At 73.5% G+C, this 16,040-nt stretch carries 15 protein-coding genes; 6 read left to right on the top strand and 9 right to left on the bottom strand.

Annotation, left to right across the window (positions count from 1 at the left end; all coding sequences use genetic code 11):
- Nucleotides 1–34 precede the first annotated feature (34 nt).
- The 4 genes from FH608_RS30600 to FH608_RS30585 all read left to right on the top strand — a co-directional run bounded on the left by FH608_RS30600 (nt 35) and on the right by FH608_RS30585 (nt 3,314).
- Nucleotides 35–892 (top strand): helix-turn-helix transcriptional regulator, encoded by an 858-nt coding sequence (locus FH608_RS30600; RefSeq protein ID WP_226900042.1) that lies wholly within the window; start codon nt 35–37, stop codon nt 890–892.
- A gap of 55 nt (nt 893–947) precedes the next feature.
- A complete protein-coding gene (locus FH608_RS30595) occupies nt 948–1,262 on the top strand; it encodes a hypothetical protein (protein WP_139634101.1) in 315 nt (104 codons plus the stop codon).
- 79 nt (nt 1,263–1,341) lie between these two features.
- Nucleotides 1,342–1,743 (top strand): hypothetical protein, encoded by a 402-nt coding sequence (locus FH608_RS30590; protein WP_139634100.1) that lies wholly within the window; start codon nt 1,342–1,344, stop codon nt 1,741–1,743.
- A 164-nt stretch (nt 1,744–1,907) separates the two neighbouring features.
- Nucleotides 1,908–3,314 (top strand): hypothetical protein, encoded by a 1,407-nt coding sequence (locus FH608_RS30585; protein WP_139634099.1) that lies wholly within the window; start codon nt 1,908–1,910, stop codon nt 3,312–3,314.
- Here the strand turns inward: FH608_RS30585 and FH608_RS53040 are convergent.
- Together FH608_RS53040 and FH608_RS30575 are read right to left on the bottom strand one after the other, a co-directional pair.
- Complete coding sequence (locus tag FH608_RS53040; protein ID WP_226900041.1) at nt 3,311–5,314, bottom strand: sugar isomerase domain-containing protein; 2,004 nt, start codon at nt 5,312–5,314, stop codon at nt 3,311–3,313. The two genes, FH608_RS30585 and FH608_RS53040, sit on opposite strands and share 4 nt — an antisense overlap.
- Complete coding sequence (locus tag FH608_RS30575; protein ID WP_139634098.1) at nt 5,311–6,255, bottom strand: BadF/BadG/BcrA/BcrD ATPase family protein; 945 nt, start codon at nt 6,253–6,255, stop codon at nt 5,311–5,313. Before FH608_RS30575 ends, FH608_RS53040 begins: the two co-directional genes overlap by 4 nt.
- 134 nt (nt 6,256–6,389) lie before the next feature.
- Here FH608_RS30575 and FH608_RS30570 point away from each other — a divergent pair, with 134 nt between their 5' ends.
- Both FH608_RS30570 and FH608_RS30565 read left to right on the top strand, forming a co-directional pair.
- The gene (locus tag FH608_RS30570) at nt 6,390–7,163 is read left to right on the top strand and encodes a GntR family transcriptional regulator (RefSeq protein ID WP_139634097.1); all 774 of its coding nucleotides are present in this window, start codon (nt 6,390–6,392) and stop codon (nt 7,161–7,163) included.
- 80 nt (nt 7,164–7,243) lie between these two features.
- Complete coding sequence (locus FH608_RS30565) at nt 7,244–9,034, top strand: metallophosphoesterase family protein (protein ID WP_139634096.1); 1,791 nt, start codon at nt 7,244–7,246, stop codon at nt 9,032–9,034.
- A gap of 46 nt (nt 9,035–9,080) precedes the next feature.
- Here FH608_RS30565 and FH608_RS30560 read toward each other — a convergent pair whose 3' ends face one another.
- The 7 genes from FH608_RS30560 to FH608_RS30530 all read right to left on the bottom strand — a co-directional run bounded on the left by FH608_RS30560 (nt 9,081) and on the right by FH608_RS30530 (nt 16,039).
- Nucleotides 9,081–9,461 carry a hypothetical protein gene (locus FH608_RS30560; RefSeq protein ID WP_139634095.1) on the bottom strand — a complete coding sequence of 127 codons (381 nt, stop codon included), beginning with the start codon at nt 9,459–9,461 and terminating at the stop codon, nt 9,081–9,083.
- Nucleotides 9,458–10,711 (bottom strand): hypothetical protein, encoded by a 1,254-nt coding sequence (locus FH608_RS30555; RefSeq protein WP_139634094.1) that lies wholly within the window; start codon nt 10,709–10,711, stop codon nt 9,458–9,460. The genes FH608_RS30560 and FH608_RS30555 overlap by 4 nt, the downstream gene beginning before the upstream one ends.
- Nucleotides 10,708–11,841: a hypothetical protein gene (locus tag FH608_RS30550; protein WP_139634093.1), complete on the bottom strand. Its 1,134-nt coding sequence runs from the start codon at nt 11,839–11,841 to the stop codon at nt 10,708–10,710. The genes FH608_RS30555 and FH608_RS30550 overlap by 4 nt, the downstream gene beginning before the upstream one ends.
- 112 nt (nt 11,842–11,953) lie before the next feature.
- The gene (locus FH608_RS30545) at nt 11,954–12,601 is read right to left on the bottom strand and encodes a response regulator transcription factor (protein WP_139634092.1); all 648 of its coding nucleotides are present in this window, start codon (nt 12,599–12,601) and stop codon (nt 11,954–11,956) included.
- A complete protein-coding gene (locus FH608_RS30540) occupies nt 12,592–14,289 on the bottom strand; it encodes a sensor histidine kinase (protein WP_139634091.1) in 1,698 nt (565 codons plus the stop codon). The genes FH608_RS30545 and FH608_RS30540 overlap by 10 nt, the downstream gene beginning before the upstream one ends.
- Nucleotides 14,290–14,373: 84 nt before the next feature.
- On the bottom strand, nt 14,374–14,805 hold the full coding sequence (locus FH608_RS30535) for a DoxX family protein (protein WP_139634090.1): 432 nt from the start codon (nt 14,803–14,805) through the stop codon (nt 14,374–14,376).
- 277 nt (nt 14,806–15,082) lie between these two features.
- Nucleotides 15,083–16,039 (bottom strand): helix-turn-helix transcriptional regulator, encoded by a 957-nt coding sequence (locus FH608_RS30530; RefSeq protein WP_139634089.1) that lies wholly within the window; start codon nt 16,037–16,039, stop codon nt 15,083–15,085.
- Nucleotide 16,040: the final 1 nt, after the last annotated feature.

Below are 16,040 nucleotides of genomic sequence, written 5' to 3'. Positions count from 1 at the left end.
GGCTGTACGCGCGGGGGTGGCCGATACTGGAACGGTGAGCGCATCCAGGGAACTGGGCAGAGCCCTGCACGGCTGGCGGGACCGCACCGCCCCCGCGACGGTCGGGCTGCCCGCGGGCGGGGTACGCCGGGCGGCCGGGCTGCGCCGCGAGGAGCTGGCCCAGCTCGCCGGGCTGTCGGTCGACTACATCACCCGCCTCGAACAGGGCCGTGCCACCTCCCCGTCGGCGCAGGTCCTCTCCTCGCTGGCCCGCGCCCTGCGGCTGTCGGGGGCCGAGCGCGAATACCTGTACCGCCTCGCGGACCAGCCCGTGCCCGGCCCCGGGCAGGTGCCGTCGCACATCACACCCGGCGTCCGGAGGCTGCTCGACCAGATGGACGGCTCGCCGCTGAGCGTGCACGACGCCGCCTGGAACCTGATCCTCTGGAACCCGCTGTGGGCCGCCCTGTTCGGAGACCTGTCGGGGCTGCGCGGGCGCGAGCGCAACATCGTCTGGCGGCACTTCACCGGCCTGCCCAGCCGCGTCAGCCACACTCCCGAGCAGGAGGCCGTCTTCGAGGCGGCCATGGTCGCCGACCTCAGGGCGGCCACCGCCCGCTACCCCGCCGACGCCGGCCTGCGCGCGCTGATCAAGGACCTGCGGGCCGCCAGCCCCGGCTTCGCCCGCCTGTGGGACACGGGCATCGTCGACGTCCACGAGTCCGGCACCAAGACCATCCACCACCCCGACGTCGGCACCTTCGGCATCGACTGCGACGTGCTCGTCACTCCCGGCAGCGACCTGCGCATCGTCATCTACACCGCCGCACCCGGCAGCGACGCCGCCGACCGGCTCCGGCTCCTCGACGTCATCGGCACCCAGACCATGACCGAGGACAGCACCCCGGGATAGCATCCGACGCCCGCATTCGCCCATGCGAAGAAGCCCGCCGATGAGGATGAGAAACGTGGCCATGACGCTGGTCACCCCGTTAGTCGTGACCTTCGGCGGCGGCTGTGCGACGTGCGCCGTCCACACCGGGCCGGACGATCCGCTCGACACCTGGATCGACGTGAAAGTCTCCTACGTCGGCGAACCGACTCCCGACACCTACGGGCCCGGTGGTTACCGGCACGTCCAGCGCGTCTACGTCGGGATCGTGGTTCGTCGGTGCGACGAAGAGCCCCCGAATGACGACCGGCATTTCCCCTACAGCTTTCTGGTGGGAAGGCAGTCGGGCGACTCTCCCTGGAAGGTCATCGATTTCGGCGGACTGGGCTGAACGTCCGCGGCCACCATTCTGTCGTTCACCGCTGCTATAGATGGCGCACCACGTGATCTTCAAGGTGACAGGACGTTCGATGGCATCAGTGACGTTTCGCGACGAGACCGCGACCGGCCGGGCGCTGGAGGAGTTCTCACTGCCCGACCTGCCCGACCTGCCCGACCGGATCTCGGCCCGGGAGCTGGTACGGCTGCGCGTGCGCGAGGAGGTGGCCCGGCACAACGCCGCCCCGAGCCACCACTTCCGCGGTCTGGTCAGGCCCTCCGACGCGGAGGCCGAGTTGAACGGCTACCGGATGCGGACCGCCCGCAGGCTGGACTGGGAGACGCAGGCCGACGCCGCCGAGGCCGCGTTCGCGCGCAACGGGTTCCTGCTGCTCGTCGGTGACCGCCAGATCGTGGACCTGGACACCGAGATCGACCTGACCGCCGACCCCGTCGTGTCGTTCGTCAAGCTCGTCCCGCTGGTCGGCGGCTGACAAGGGCGTCCTCGACGACCCGCGAACCCGACGACGCCCACCTGGGCGTCGTCCCCGCCGACCCCTCCATCACCCGGCCGGCTCCGCGCTCGGCGGCATACCAGCGGCATACCGGCGGTCGTTACGCTGGCGGGCCCCGTCCCCGATCATGCCGAAGGAACACCGTGATCCGCCTCGCGCTCCTGGCCGTCCTCGCGGCCGCGCTGTCGATGTCCCCCGGCGTCTCGTACGCCGCGTCCCCCGGCGTGGTGGGGACGGAGGGCAACCTGAGCCGGGAGGCGGAGCCGCGGGCCGACGGCATCAGGCACACCGACACCAAGGCGATGATCTCGGCGCTGACGTCGCTCAACGCGAACACGTACGTCTACCCGATGGCCGGCGACAACGTGCAGTGGGAGGACCTGCGCGAGGAGTTCCTGTCCGCCGCCGCGAAGGCCGGGATCGACGTGTGGGTGATGGTGTACGCCCCGAGCCAGAGCACCTGCTGCGTCTCGCGGCCGTACAGGCACGACTACGTGACCTGGGCGCGCGAGATCGCCACCCTGTCCAGGAGCCACCCGAACCTGAAGGGCTGGACCGTGGACGACTTCGCCCTCGACCTCGCGACGTTCACCCCCGCCTACGTCGGGCAGATGCAGGCGGCGGCCAGGGCGGTCAACCCGGCGCTGAAGTTCGTCCCGACCGTCTACTACAGCCAGTTCACCGACGCCTTCATCACCCAGCACGTGCCGCTGCTGGACGGCGTGATCTTCCCCTACCGGGACTCCCCGCACCGCGACACGTCGTGGACGTGGAACCTGTCGTACGAGATCGACCGGCTCGCCGAGCGGCTGCCCGGCACCGACATCTACGTGATGCCGTACGCCCACCCGCTCAGTCACGCCGCGCAGAAGCCGACCGTGGCCTACGTCGAGACGGTCACCAGGACGGCCATGCGGCACCTGCGCGAGGGCGACATCGCCGGGATCATCCAGTACAAGCTGCCGCTCCTCGAACGCGAGGCGCAGTGGACGAGGCCCGCGACCGACAACCTCGCCCGCACGGGCGACGGGCGCCTCAGCTTCGTCGTCCAGGACCGCACCGTCACCAAGGCCGGGACGTGGTGCGGAGCCATCCGGACGGTCCGGCCGGCCTCCGGCGCGACCAGGTACACGGTGAGCTTCTGGCACCGCGACAACCGCGGCTCCAGCAGCCCGGCCGGCTACCACAAGAAGCAGCTCCTCCTCAACGACCGGCTGGTGTGGCAGCAGGACGTCACCGCCGACCCCGACGGGGAGTGGCGCAAGGCCACGGTCGACCTGACGTCCAAGCTGGCCGGGGCGACGAGCGCGCGGCTCCAGTGGCGCCTGTACGAGCTCAAGGGCGTGAGCAACTACTTCGTCGACGTCAGCGTGGACGACATCGCGCTGACCGGGCTCCAGATGAGCGACCCCGGCGTGGAGGACGCCGGCACCTGGACGCCCGGCCTGTCCCGCAAGGGCGGCCCGGTCTACTGCTCCCCGCAGGTCTACCACCAGAACTACGGCGCCGACCTGGGCGCCCGCATCGCCCGGTGGTACGCCGGAGGCTAGGGTTCGAGCGGGCGGACCCGGCCGCGGTAGCGCTCGTACAGCGCGGCGTTGTGGCGGTCGCCGCTCGCCAGGTTCGCCGAGACGAAGACCGGGAGGTCGGCGCCCCGTTCGAGCAGCGCGCGGCAGACGAGCTCGGCGAGCACCTGCGCGATGAGCACGCCCGTGAACGAGGAGACCGCGCCGATGCGCGTGCCGGGGGCGAGCTCGATCGTGGCGTCCCCGGCCGGGGCGCAGTTGTCGATCACGACGTCCGCGAGGTCCGCCAGGTGGGGTCCTCCCACGCTGCGCGCGGACGACGAGCGGGTGTGGTCGAGCGAGGTGAGCGCGATCACGCGGTGGCCGTTGGCGCGGGCGAGCTGGGCCATCTCGACGATCGCCGCGTTGATCCCGGAGTTCGACACGATGAGGAACACGTCGGCCGGGTCGGGCTCGGCCAGCGCGTAGATCCGCTCGGCCAGGCCGGGGGTCCGCTCGTACGTGGGGTCCAGGACGAGCGCCGGGTCCACGCCGCCGAACATCACCAGGTCCTTGACCGCGAGCATGCTCACGGCCGCCAGGCCGCCGGCGCGGCCGGTGAGCTCCAGCGCCACCGCCCGCGAGTGCCCGGTGGCGAACGTCTGGAGCACCCCGCCCGCGGCCAGCGCGTCGGCGACCAGCCCGGCCGCCCTGCGGATCGCGGGCATCTGCGTCGCCAGCACCCGGTCGACGAGCGCCCCGGCACCGGCCGCGAACCGCGACTCGGCCATGGGGCGGGCCGATGCCGCCACCGCCTCGACCGCGGCCTCGACGACGCGCTCGCCGCTTCCCTCCGCCACCGGGCTGACGAGGGTCTCGTAGGAGGTCGGGGTGCCGCGGCTGGGCAGGTATCCGAGGTAGCCGTTCGTGTAGCCGAGGACGATCACCGGGGAGCCGTCCGGGGCGGACCTGGCGCGGACGGCCTCGCCCAGGTCGAGGAAGAGCTCGCCCGGGACGGCCACGAGCGTGACGTCGCCGAGCCGGACCGCCTCGACCTCGATCTCGTAGGGCTGCGTGCGGCCCCGGGACCGGAGGTCGCGCGCGATGGCCCGGCCCTGGCGCAGCACGCTCCGGTGGCGTTCGCCGGCGTCCCGCGCGTCCGCCGCCTCGGCGAGTGCGGCGGCGAGGTCCTCCGGCCGCTTCGGGTCGAGCCGGACGCGAGCGGAGGCCGGCGCGAGCACGGACGGCCGGGGGCGGGCGGAGGCCGGCGCGACCACGGACGGCCTTTCCAGCCCGTCCTGGGGCGGGGCCGTGAGGGGCAGGTGCTCCGCCACCGTCGCGCCGAGCCGGTCGATCTCGGCCCGGTCGCGCGCCCGCCTCGTGTGCCGCGTGCTGATGTCGCCCGCCGCGCCCGTCGCCACCACGACCCACCGGTCGCCGCCCTGGAGGGCGCGCCGGATGCCGCCGGTGAGGTCGGCGCTGACCTCGCGGTTGGTCTCCGGCAGCACCGTGGGATGCACGGGCGAGACCGCGACGACGCCCACGACCTCCCCCGCGCCGGACGAGACGACAAGGGCGTCCACCGGCAGGTCGACGGCCTGGGGGTCCGGAAGCGCGCGCCGGTCGCCCAGCCCCGGGACGTGGACCCGTACGGCGTGCAGCCGCGCGTCCCGCTCGTCCGCGAGCGCGGCTCTGACCGCCCGGGCCGATGCGAGGACCAGGCGTTCGGCGAGGGAGGCCGGGGTCGGCGCGCCGCCGGGCGCGCACCCGGCCTCCGGGCTCGCGTGGGTGTGCGTCGCCGCCACCCAGCAGGAGTCGACGCCCAGGTCACGTACGGCGGCCCGGATCCGCGCCGCCACGTCGGCGTTCACGCACACGAGATCGGCGACGACCAGCGCGAACCGGTGCCCGTCACCGGCGAAGGTGACGGCGTGCACCTCCAGCGGATCGAGCGTGCCGGAGACGCCCGCCGTGCGGTCGGCGTACCCGCCCATGGCCTCGCCCGGGACGACGTCCAGCGGCTCGACGCCGTGCCCGGCCCTCATGCCCGGCCTCCCTCGCGCGGGGTGAGCCGCCGCAGCAGCTCCCGGTACGGTTCTTCCGAGCGGAGCAAGGTCAATCCACCTTCCAGTGCTGTGGCGATCGGTGCCACCAGGTCGAGCCCGCGGCCGGTCAGGTTCGCGGCCAGGCGGGTGTGCAGGGGGTTGCCAGGAGCGAGGAGGCGCCCGCTGAAGGAGACCTTCCGGCCCGCGTCCGGCAGGCGCGACACCGCCGCCGCCGCTGAGGCCGCCAGCGCCGAGGCGGCCTCGGCGCAGATGGCGCGGGCCACGGGGTCGCGTTCGGCGGCGTCGAGCACGGCACGCGCGAAGGCGGCGGTCCGCGCGACGAGGGCGTCGTCCCGGTAGAAGCGCTGGAGGGCGGCCAGGTCCGTGCCGCCCAGGTCGTCCGCGAGCCGGTCGGCCAGTTCGGTCGCCGGTCCCACGCCGTCGTGGGCCGCCGCGGCGGCGCGCATCCCGGCCAGGCCGATGGCGTGGGCACTGCCGCGGTCCCCGAGCAGCGGCCCCCAGCCGTCGATCTTGACGCTGCGCCCGGAGGCGCCGACCGCGAGCACGGTCGTCCCGGTGCCCGCGCACAGCACCGTGCCCGCGCCCGCCAGGGCCCCGGCGTGGGCGAGCAGGCCGTCCTCCACGAGGAGCACCGGGCAGCTGAAGAACTCCTCCAGCAGGGAGACGAGCCGGCGTCTCAGCGCCGGGTCGCCGGGGACGCCGGTGAGGCCGGCCGCCGCCCCGGCCGGGGCCGCCGGCAGGTGGACTGACGCGGCGGCGGCCCGGACGCTGCCGAGGATCCGGGCGATCCCGTCCTCGCCCGGCTGGTACGCCATGCCCGGCCCGACGCCGTACTGCCGCTCGTCGCCGGTGCTCACGAGCAGGCGGAGCTCGGACTTGCCGCCGTCGATGCTGATGAAGGACGGGTGGCCTGCCGTCACCGGTTCGACGGGCGGCCTGCGATCAAGCCGCAAAGTGGATGAAACATGGACATTCTCCCTGTCGGGCGCTGGACCGGAAGCTAATACTGGTATAGACCGTATGTCAACAGCACGTCCGGGAGAGGAGGTGGCCGGTGCCGAGACCGCGACACGAACCGCGCGACGTCGCCCCGGAGGTGTTCTCGCCGGGCGGGGGAGGCCCGAAGGGCAAGCACATCAAGGACGTCCTCACCGCCCTGGTGCTCGACATGCGCGACGGCGCCCTGCTCCCCTCCGAGCGCGTCCTCGCCGAGCGCTTCGGCGTGGCCAGGATGACCGCCCGGGGCGCGATCGACGACCTGGAGGCGCGCGGGCTGGTCAGGCGCGTGGCAGGCCGGGGCACGTTCGTCCAGCACCCCACCCTGGTCCACTCCGACACCTTCCGCTCCTTCAGCGAGGACATGCGGGCGCGCGGGATGGTGCCCGGCGCCAGGAGCTACCGGGGCCGCACGAGGCCGGCGCCGCGCGACGTCGCGGCCCGGCTCGGGCTGGCGGCCGGCGACCCGGTGCACTCCATCGAGCGGGTGCGGACCGCCGACGGCGTGCCGATGGCGCTGGAGCGCACGAACCTGTCCGCCGAGCGGTTCCCCGGCCTGCTCACCGAGATGGGGCGGGACGACTCGCTCTTCGAGATCCTGGCGCGCGTGTTCGGCGTGCGACTGGAGAGCGCGGAGCAGACCGTCTCCATCAGCCGCCTGAGCCGCGTGGAGGCCAGGCGGCTGGAGGTGCCCGACTACGAGCCGGCGTTCCTGGTGGAGCGGGTCGCCGTCGACACCATGGGCAACGCGGTCGAGTTCGGCCGGTCGCTGTACCGCGGCGACCGCTACGTCATCCAGATGCACGTCGGCCGGCCTCCGGCGCCCGACTGACGCCTTCACCCGGTTGTCAGAGCCTCCGTACGGTGTTACGTTCCGGCCACGTACTGGTCTAGACAGGAATGTCGAGGCACATGCACAGGCGAACGAGAACGTGCGCGGCACTGCTCGCCGCGGCCCTCCTCCCGATCGGACCCCTGTCAGGCCAGGCGGCGGCAGCCGCGCAGCCGGACTTCCGCATCCTTCCGTACCTGCAGAGCCCGAGCTCGTCGGGCATCACGATCACCTGGTTCACCGACGACGGGCACCCCGGACGGCTGACCGTCCACGGCCCCGGCATCCACGGCCGGCGAAGCTCGAAGGTCGCCGGCGAGCTGCGGCCGGAGCTGGCCCACACGGCCGCCGAGCTGGCCCAGGAGATCCCCGGGCTGGAGCAGGGATCATGGCTGGGCGAGCCCGACAGCTACAAGCACACCACGCGGGTGAGCGGCCTGCGGCCCGGGACCTCGTACCACTACACGGTGGAACAGGACGGGCGCACCTTCCGCGGGCGCTTCCACACGGCTCCGGACGCCGACCGCTGGCGGCACATCAGGCTGATCGCCATGTCCGACTCCGAGACCGAGCCGCGCGGGCGCGTCCAGCGCCGCGAGTGGGCGCCCGGCGCGGGCGCCGCCGCCCGGCCCTCGGCCGAGCCCGGTTCGCTGTGGGACCGCACGTACGGCACCACGGTCCTGTCCGGCACGCGCGTCCTGCGCTACCCGCTCACCGAGGACGAGGGCCTGCATCGCAACCTCGCGGCCGTCCAGGACAGATCGCCCGACGCGGTGCTCTTCACCGGGGACCTCGTCCAGGGCGGCGGCTACCAGCCCGGCTGGGACGAGTTCTTCCGCCACACCGCCGGCTCCGCGGGCGACCTGCTGAGCGGGGTGCCCATCATCCCGGCGTTCGGGAACTGGGAGAGCTTCGGGGCGATCAACGGCGGCTACGGCACGCCGGAGGACCGGAGCCCCGTCGTGCGGTCGCGCGCCAAGTTCCACGCCTACTTCGACGCGCCGGACAACGGCACGCCGGAGCACCGCGACAACTACTACCGGATCGACTACGGCCCGGTCACCGTGCTGACGCTCGACAGCAACAACGGCGAGCCGGACGACCGCAAGGCCGACTACCCGCCCGAGCAGAAGCTGACCGGCCGCGAGTACACCGGGCCCGGCACCGACACCCAGGAGAACTTCACGCGCGCGGAGTACGAGGCGGCGGGCGGCCGTGACCTGTCGGACTACAGCCCGGGCAGCCGGCAGTGGACGTGGGCGGAGGAGCAGCTGCGCGACGCCAGGGCTGCCGGCCAGATCGTTCTCGTGCAGTTCCACCACGTCCCCTACAGCAGCGGGGAGCACGGCCTGCCGATGAACCACGCGCTGACCTCGGGCCAGGGCGGCACGCCGATGCGCGTCTACCACCCCCTGTTCGAGAAGTACGGCGTGGCGGCCGTCATCTCCGGTCACAGCGAGATGTTCGAGCGGAGCTTCGTCGACGCCGACGGCGACGGCACGGGCGTCCACTACTACGACGTGGGCGTCTCGGGCGACGGGCTCCGGGGCGTGCGCCGCGAAGGCTCCACGCTCGACACCCCGCCGCTGGCGTACAACCCGTTCAGCAAGTGGACCGCGGACCAGAGCGAGGCCGAGGTGTGGGACACCGCCGGCGGGACGCCGCGGCTGCTGTCCGGCGGCAAGCACTACGGCCATCTCGAGATCGACGTCGATCGGGTGCCGGGCGGCGGGAAGGCGCGGGTCACCCTGACGCCCTTCCACCTCTTCCCCGTCATGGACGGCTCGCTGAACGTCGTGCGCTCCGAGCGGCGGGCCTACTCCGATCGCGTGGTGATCGACGTCGCCGCCGACGGGACGCCCGCGTCCTGAGGCCACGGGCCGCCCCTGGCCGGCGCCGCCCCCGGCCGGTGCCGGCTCAGCCGCCGATGAGCGTGTTCACCGTGAGGGTCTCCTCGCCGGACGGGCCGGCGAGGCGGATCGACAGCTCCCACACGCCGGTCATCGTGAAGAGGTCGCCCTCGGCGACGAAGTGGCCGGGGGCGGTCTTCCGCGCGGCGACCTCGGGCATCGCGTGGCCCATGGTCGGCATCACGGCGGCGACGGTGACCGTGTCGGGCTCGCCCCTGCCCAGCTCCACGTCGATCGCGTCGCGCTCGGCGGTGACGGTGACGGCGTAGTGGGTCCCCGTCGTGGTCACCGGGTCGGGGCCCGAGGTGCGGGCGATGACGAACGCGGCCACCACGACCGCCACGAGCCCGGCGAGCACCAGGACCCTCAGGCCGTTCTTCCGCGTCATCGGGGGACCTCCACGGTGAAGGGCACGGTGGTGATGCCGCGCTCTGTGGCGTACTGCGCCCAGGCGAGGTAGCGGCCCGGCGCGGGGAAGCTGAACGTGAAGCGCAACCGGCTGCTGGGCGTGCCCCTCTCGTGGACGTGGCCGAGGAAGCCGCCGTCCTGGCCGCGCACGATGAGGTGGCCGGCCATCCCGAGCCACGGCCGCGGCGTCCCGTTCGTGGCCACCTCGATGGTGGCGGCCCGCCCCGCCTGCGGTACGGAGGGCGTCACGGTGACCGTCCCGGCGGCCTGCCGGGGTGCGGGATCTGGCGGGTCCGTGGACGTCGCCGTACCGGTGACCGTGAACTCGCCGGTGAGGAGCTGGCCGCCGGAGTCGGTGCGTTCCAGCTCGACGTACGCGAGGTAGCGGCCGGGCCGGTCGGCGCGCAGGCGCACCTCCATGCGGCCCGGCGCGGTGCGGAGGGGGTGGACGTGGCGGAAGTAGCGGCCGTCCTCGCTGGTGACCACCAGGTGCGCCATGGCCTCGTGGTGGAGGGCGAGGTCGTCGACGGGTCGCCCGGTGGACCCGTCGAACAGCTCCACCCGCGCCACGAACTCCTCGCCCGCGGCCGGGCGGACGGGGATCGTGGACACCACCCGCTGGATGTACGGCCGCCCGAGCGCGGAGTCCGTGGGCCTCGGCTCGGCGCCGTCCGGCGCACCGGCGGGCAGCCAGGGCTCCATGACGACGATCAACGCGGCCACCGCGACGCCCGCGGCGGCCACCGCGGTCACCACGAACGCCGACCGGCCGCGCCGGTTGAACGCCCCGGTGAGCAGGCCGCCCACCAGCAGCAGGCCGGCCACGAACAGGCCGCCGTAGATGAGGAACTCCCACCCGGAGCCCCGGTCCACCAGGACCCGGAACGGGATCACCGAGGTCTCGCCCCCGGCGCTGACGGTCAGCTCGTGCGGCCCGGTCTCCTCGACGCGCAGCTCGGCGGGGCGGCCCGGCGCCACCGAGCCCTGGACGACGCGCCCGTCGGTCATGGACCGGAGCCGCAGGCCCAGCTCCGGGGCGGTGGGGAAGCCGACCACCTCGACGCGCAGCGGCCCCGGCACCCGGGTCGTCGCCTTGATCACCAGGGTCAGTTCGGCGCCGGCGATCGTCTGCGCGACCCGCAGGTCGGCCCCGGCCTTGACGGTGTGGGCAGCCGCGGGCGACGCCAGCGCCACCAGCAGCAGGCCGACCAGGAAGAGCAGCCGGATCATGCCCGCCGGACGCCGGGATCGCCGGGCCTGCCGCTCTCGCCGGACGCGTCCGGCTCGCCGGTCCCGCTGCTCTGGGCGGGGATCGCGTTCGGGAGGAGCAGGACGCCGAGGACGAGCCCGATCAGACCCGCCACGATCGGGGCGCCGGTCCACAGCTCGGGTATCGCGGGCAGGTGCCCGGCGACCGCGGAGGCGACCGCGATGTACAGGGCCCAGGTGGCGAACGCCGACAGGCCGGCGTACGCCCAGTAGGCCCCCCTCCGCTCCCGTGAGGGCCGCAGCCACCGGATCAGCAGGTCGCCCACCAGCCCGGCCGCGACGAACGTCAGCAGGATCGGCATGTTGCGGAAGGCCGTCTGCGCGCCCGGCATCAGGACGCCCACCACGGACAGCACGGTCACGCTGCCGAACGGCAGGCTCCAGCGCCGCAGGAGGAGCAGCACCGGAGCGATCAGGATCACGGTCGTGATGACCATGGCCGTGGCCAGGTCGGAGGTGCCGCCGCCGCGCAGCTCGGAGAAGGCCCGGACCACGCTGTTCGCGCCCCACTCCATGGCGTTGCCGTACGACAGGAACAGTGACACGAGCGTGGTGCCGAAGCCGAGCCCCATGAGGGCGGGCAGCAGCCGCGACAGCCGGGGCCGGGCGCCGACGTCAGGGGCGTTCCAGGCCGACCGGAGCGGGGTCGTGATGATGAGCATCATCGTCACGATCAACCCCAGGTGGGACGGGCTGAACAGGATGTCGATGGTCTGCTCGATGCCCAGGAACGTGTGCCACATCATGTCGGCGAACCCGAACGCGGCGAACCCGGGGATGGCGAGCAGCCCCGCGAGGTACCCGTTCGGCACCGCGGCGGTGCCGCTGCGGCCGGCGCGCACGTTGCGGTAGACCTGCCAGATGATCCACGCCGACACCGCCGCGAACCCCGAGTAGAACGCCGCGTGCCAGGGCGTGAAGAACGTCTCCAGCTCCGCCAGGTTGCTGTGCGCCCAGGCGTCGATCATCAACCCGACGCCGAACCAGACGCTCAGTAACGCCATGACCAGGTCCGTTCGTAGGCTGACCCACGTGCGGGCCTCCCCGGAGTCAGCGAGCCAGCGCCGTACCCCCGCGTCCACCGCCACCATCGGCATGCTCCCTTCGGTCGGTCGAATCCGATCCTTACGATCCTTCGCAACGGCCGCCGTGAGCGGAACCCGGCTGCCACTCCCCCGAGAGGTACGGTTACCCGCACCCCCGTCACGCGTTCAGGTATCTCAGCACCGCGAGCACCCGCCGGTGGTCGTGCGCGCTCGCCTCCAGGCCGAGCTTGGCGAAGATGCTCGTGCAGTGCTTCTCCACGGTGCGCTCGGCGATGGCCAGCCGCTCGGCGATCGCCATGTTCGTACGCCCCTCCGCCATCAGCCGCAGCACGGCGCGCTCGCGCTCGGTGAGCAGGCCCAGCGGGTCGCCGGGCTGCCGATGGCGGCTGACCAGCTGCTCGACGACGACCGGGTCAAGAGCCGACCCGCCCGACCCCACCCGGCGGATGGCCGCGGCGAACTCGGCCAGGTCCGACACCCGGTCCTTCAGCAGGTAGCCCACGCCCTCGGTGCGGCCGCCCAGCAGCTCGACCGCGTAGCTCACGCGTACGTGCTGCGACAGCACCAGCACCCCCACCCGCGGGTGCCGCTCCCGGACCTGCACCGCCGCGCGCAGCCCCTCGTCGGTGTGCGTGGGCGGCAGCCGGATGTCGAGCACGGCCACGTCGGGCGGGTCCTTCTCCACCTGGGCGATCAGCTTCTCGGCGTCGTCGACGCACGCCACCACCGCGAACCCCGACTCGGCCAGCAGCCGGGCCAGGCCCTCGCGGAACAGGGTGGAGTCCTCGCAGATCGCTACGCGCACGGCAGGACCACCTTCAGCACGGTTCCCTTCCCGGGTGGGCTGTCGATCGTGAGCACGCCGCCGTTGGCCTCGGCGCGGTCGGCGAGCCCGGCGAGCCCCGAGCCGCGCGCCGGATCGGCCCCGCCCACGCCGTCGTCGCCCACCTCGACCAGCAGGCGGCCGGCGCCGGCGGCGAGACGCACCCACGCCTTCGACGCGGCGGCGTGCCTGGTGACGTTGGCCAGGGCCTCGTTGACGATGTAGTAGGCGGCGCTCTCCGCGGACTGCGGCAGCGGCTCGCACAGCGCCAGGTCGCAGGCGACCGGGACCGGGGAGACCGCGGCCAGCTCCTTGACCGCGCCGGACAGGCCGCGCTCGGTCAGCACCGGCGGGTGGATGCCGTGGCTGACCGCGCGCAGGTCGTCGAGCGCGGCCAGCACCGCCGTCTTCGCCTCGCCGATCAGCGGCGCGGCCCGCTCCGGGTCGGTGCCGGCCTCGGCCAGCCCGAGCGTCATCGCCACCGACAGCAGCCGCTGCTGCACGCCGTCGTGCAGGTCGCGCTCGATCCTGCGGCGCTCGGCCTCGCCCCACTGCAGCATCCGCCGCCGGGAGGCCGCGAGCTGCCGCAGCCGGGCCCGCAGGTCGGCGGTGAGCCGCTCGTTCTCCAGGGCGAGCGCCGCGGCGGCGCACGCCGCCTCGACGAGCAGGGGCTGCTCCAGGAGGGCGGCGTCGTGGACGAGCACGGCGAGCGGCGCCTCGCCCTGGTCGACGCGGGTGACGACCCGGCCCTGGCCTGGGTCCACGTCGACCGGGCGGCCCTCGGTGTCGACGTAGCGGCCCTGCTCGGCCGTCCAGTAGCCCACGGCCAGACCCGGGTCGTGCAGGGTGGCGGCCAGTTCGTCGCGCAGCCGGCCCGGACGCTCGCGCCTGCTCAGGCGCACGACGAGCTCGGCCACGCGGCCGTGGTCCATCCGGCGGCGCATGATCCCGGCCAGGTACGCCAGCGGAACCGCGATGAAGGCGCCCAGCATGACGATCGAGAGCTGGAACTGCAGCGGGCTGTGGCCGAAGAGGTCGGCCACGCGGTTCCCGGCGAAGGCGACCGTGGCGACCATGGACGCGCCGGTGACCGGAGCGATCGCCCGCCGCTGCGCCACGCTCGCCTGGCGAAGGCGCTTGATCGTGATGGCGAGCACCACGCCCGAGAGGAGCACGATCACCTGCCAGGAGGAGGCGTCGAGCGCGCCGGCGAAGAGCCGGACCGGGCGGGGCAGCGGGAACCGCGCGACTGTCTCGGCGAGGGGCAGCACGAGGGCCACGACGTACGCCAGGCCCGTCACCACCCGGTGCGACACGAAGGCCAGCCTCCCGGTGGGGAAGGCGAGGAACAGGTGGCAGGCGACGCCCGCCCACACGCCGCACAGCGCCAGCGCCCACACCGGATCGCCGGGGAGGAACACCAGCTGCTGGGGGATCCAGGCGACCCCGAGCAGGACCATGAGCGGGCCGACCCGGTTACGCGGGTGCTGCCGCCATGCCACGGTCCCGGCTGTGAGGAAGGAGACGCCGACCAGCGCGCCGAGCATCGGTGTCGAGCCATGCCACCGGGTGAGGCCCGGACCGGCCCCGAGAACGGTGACGACCAGCAGCCATGCCGCTCCCGCCGCGAGGGCGAGCAGCGTGGTGGTGCCCCTGGAACGTGTCGCCATCGTCCACCCCCGTTGGGATTCTACGGGCGGAGCGCCCGCCGTGAGGCTGGCCGCGGGGCGACGATCGGCCGTGATCCGATCAGGTCAACTCACGGCTTGCGACATGTCACCCTTCGTCGTGCGCGAGGTCGTCAGCAGGGTGGACAGCGCCCAGCGGCCGGGCCCGAGGACGGCGATGAGCAGGAAGCCCCAGCAGAACAGCGCGGCCTTCTCGCCGCCGTTCTGGATGGGGAACAGGGCGTGCGGCTGGTGGACCATGAAGTACGCGTACGCCATGGTGCCGGAGCAGATGACGGCGGCGGCGCGGGCGCCGAGGCCGAGGAGGACGAGGGTGCCGCCGATCAGCTGGATGACCGCGGCCCACCAGCCGGGCCACTGCCCGAAGCCGGGCGCCTGGCCGTCCGGGCCTCCGAGCACGTTGAACAGCGTCGCCGCGCCGTGGCAGGCGAAGAGCAGTCCCACCACGCACCGGTACAGGGCCAGGAACACCCCTTGGTTTTTGATCAACAGATCCACAGCGATGTCCTTTCTCAGGGGAGATGCGGTCGTGGTGCGGGTCCGGGATCGGTGTTCGGCGAGGTGCGCCTACGCCTTTGGGAGCGCTCCCAAAACACATTTTCGAGGTCGGCTACGAGGTGTCAATGTCGCGTCGCCGAGCGGAACGGCATTCGGTCGACCGGATGCGGGCGCCACGTGGCCGGACGCGCCGGCAATAAAGTTTCCCGGTCATGAAAATTTCAGCAAACCGCGCGCGGACCTTCGGACGGCGCGGCGGTCGCGCGAAGGTGACCTGTCAGGGGTGATCCGCCAGGGCGGCGGTGAAGCGGGCGGCGACCGCGGCGACCGCGGCGCGGAGTTCCGGCCCGCCCTCGACACGGAAGGCGAACGGCACGGTGGCCAGCCACTCCTGCGCGTACATCGACGGGTTGTTCGTGCTGCCGACGAGCACGCACCCGTCTCCCGACGCCTCCAGCCGCCCCATGGGCGGCCGGACCCAGGGCGACACCTCCGCCAGGGGGGCGTCGAAGACCACGCGGGTGGGGAACTCCCACCCGGTGCCCAGGTTCTCCTCCAGCGCCGCCACCGGGTCGAGGTCGCCGGGCGGCTGGAAGGCGTGCGCGGTCTGCTGGACCGCGCGGATCCGGTCCACCCGGTACGTACGGATCGCGCCCGCGCGATGGGAATGGCAGAGGAGGTACCAGCGCCCGTGGCGGACGACGACCGCCCAGGGGTCCACCTCGGCCTCCCACTCGTTGCCCGGCTCGCTCCGGTATGCGATCAGCACCCGGCGCCGGGCCGCGATGGCGGCGACGAGCGCGCTGGCGGTCGCGGGATCGGGACGGGCCGCGTGCCGGTCGGGCGCGGGCGAGGCGTGCTCGCGCAGCACCGCCGCCTGCCGGCCGATGCTCTCGGGCAGGGCCCGGATGACCTTGCCCAGGGCGGCGCCGACGAGGTCGTCGTCGGTCGCCGGCTGGCCGTTGAGCACCGCCATGACCAGGACGAGCGCCTCGGGCTCGGTGAAGGCCACCGGAGGCAGCCTCGTCCCGCGCCCCAGCCGGTATCCGCCGTAGGGGCCCCGGGCCGAGTCGACGGGGATGCCCGCCTCCCGGAGGATCCCGACGTACCGGCGCGCCGCCCGCTCCGTGACGCCGAGGCAGGCGGCGAGCTCGCCGGCCGTCACCCCGGGGCGGTTCTGGAGGACCTCCATGGCGCGCAGGGCCCGCGCGGTGGGGCTGAGGTCGGTCGGCACG

The organism is Nonomuraea phyllanthi (assembly GCF_006334985.2).
In the GTDB taxonomy this organism is placed as follows: Bacteria; Actinomycetota; Actinomycetes; order Streptosporangiales; family Streptosporangiaceae; genus Nonomuraea; species Nonomuraea phyllanthi.
This window is presented reverse-complemented; position numbering and strand designations above follow the sequence as displayed.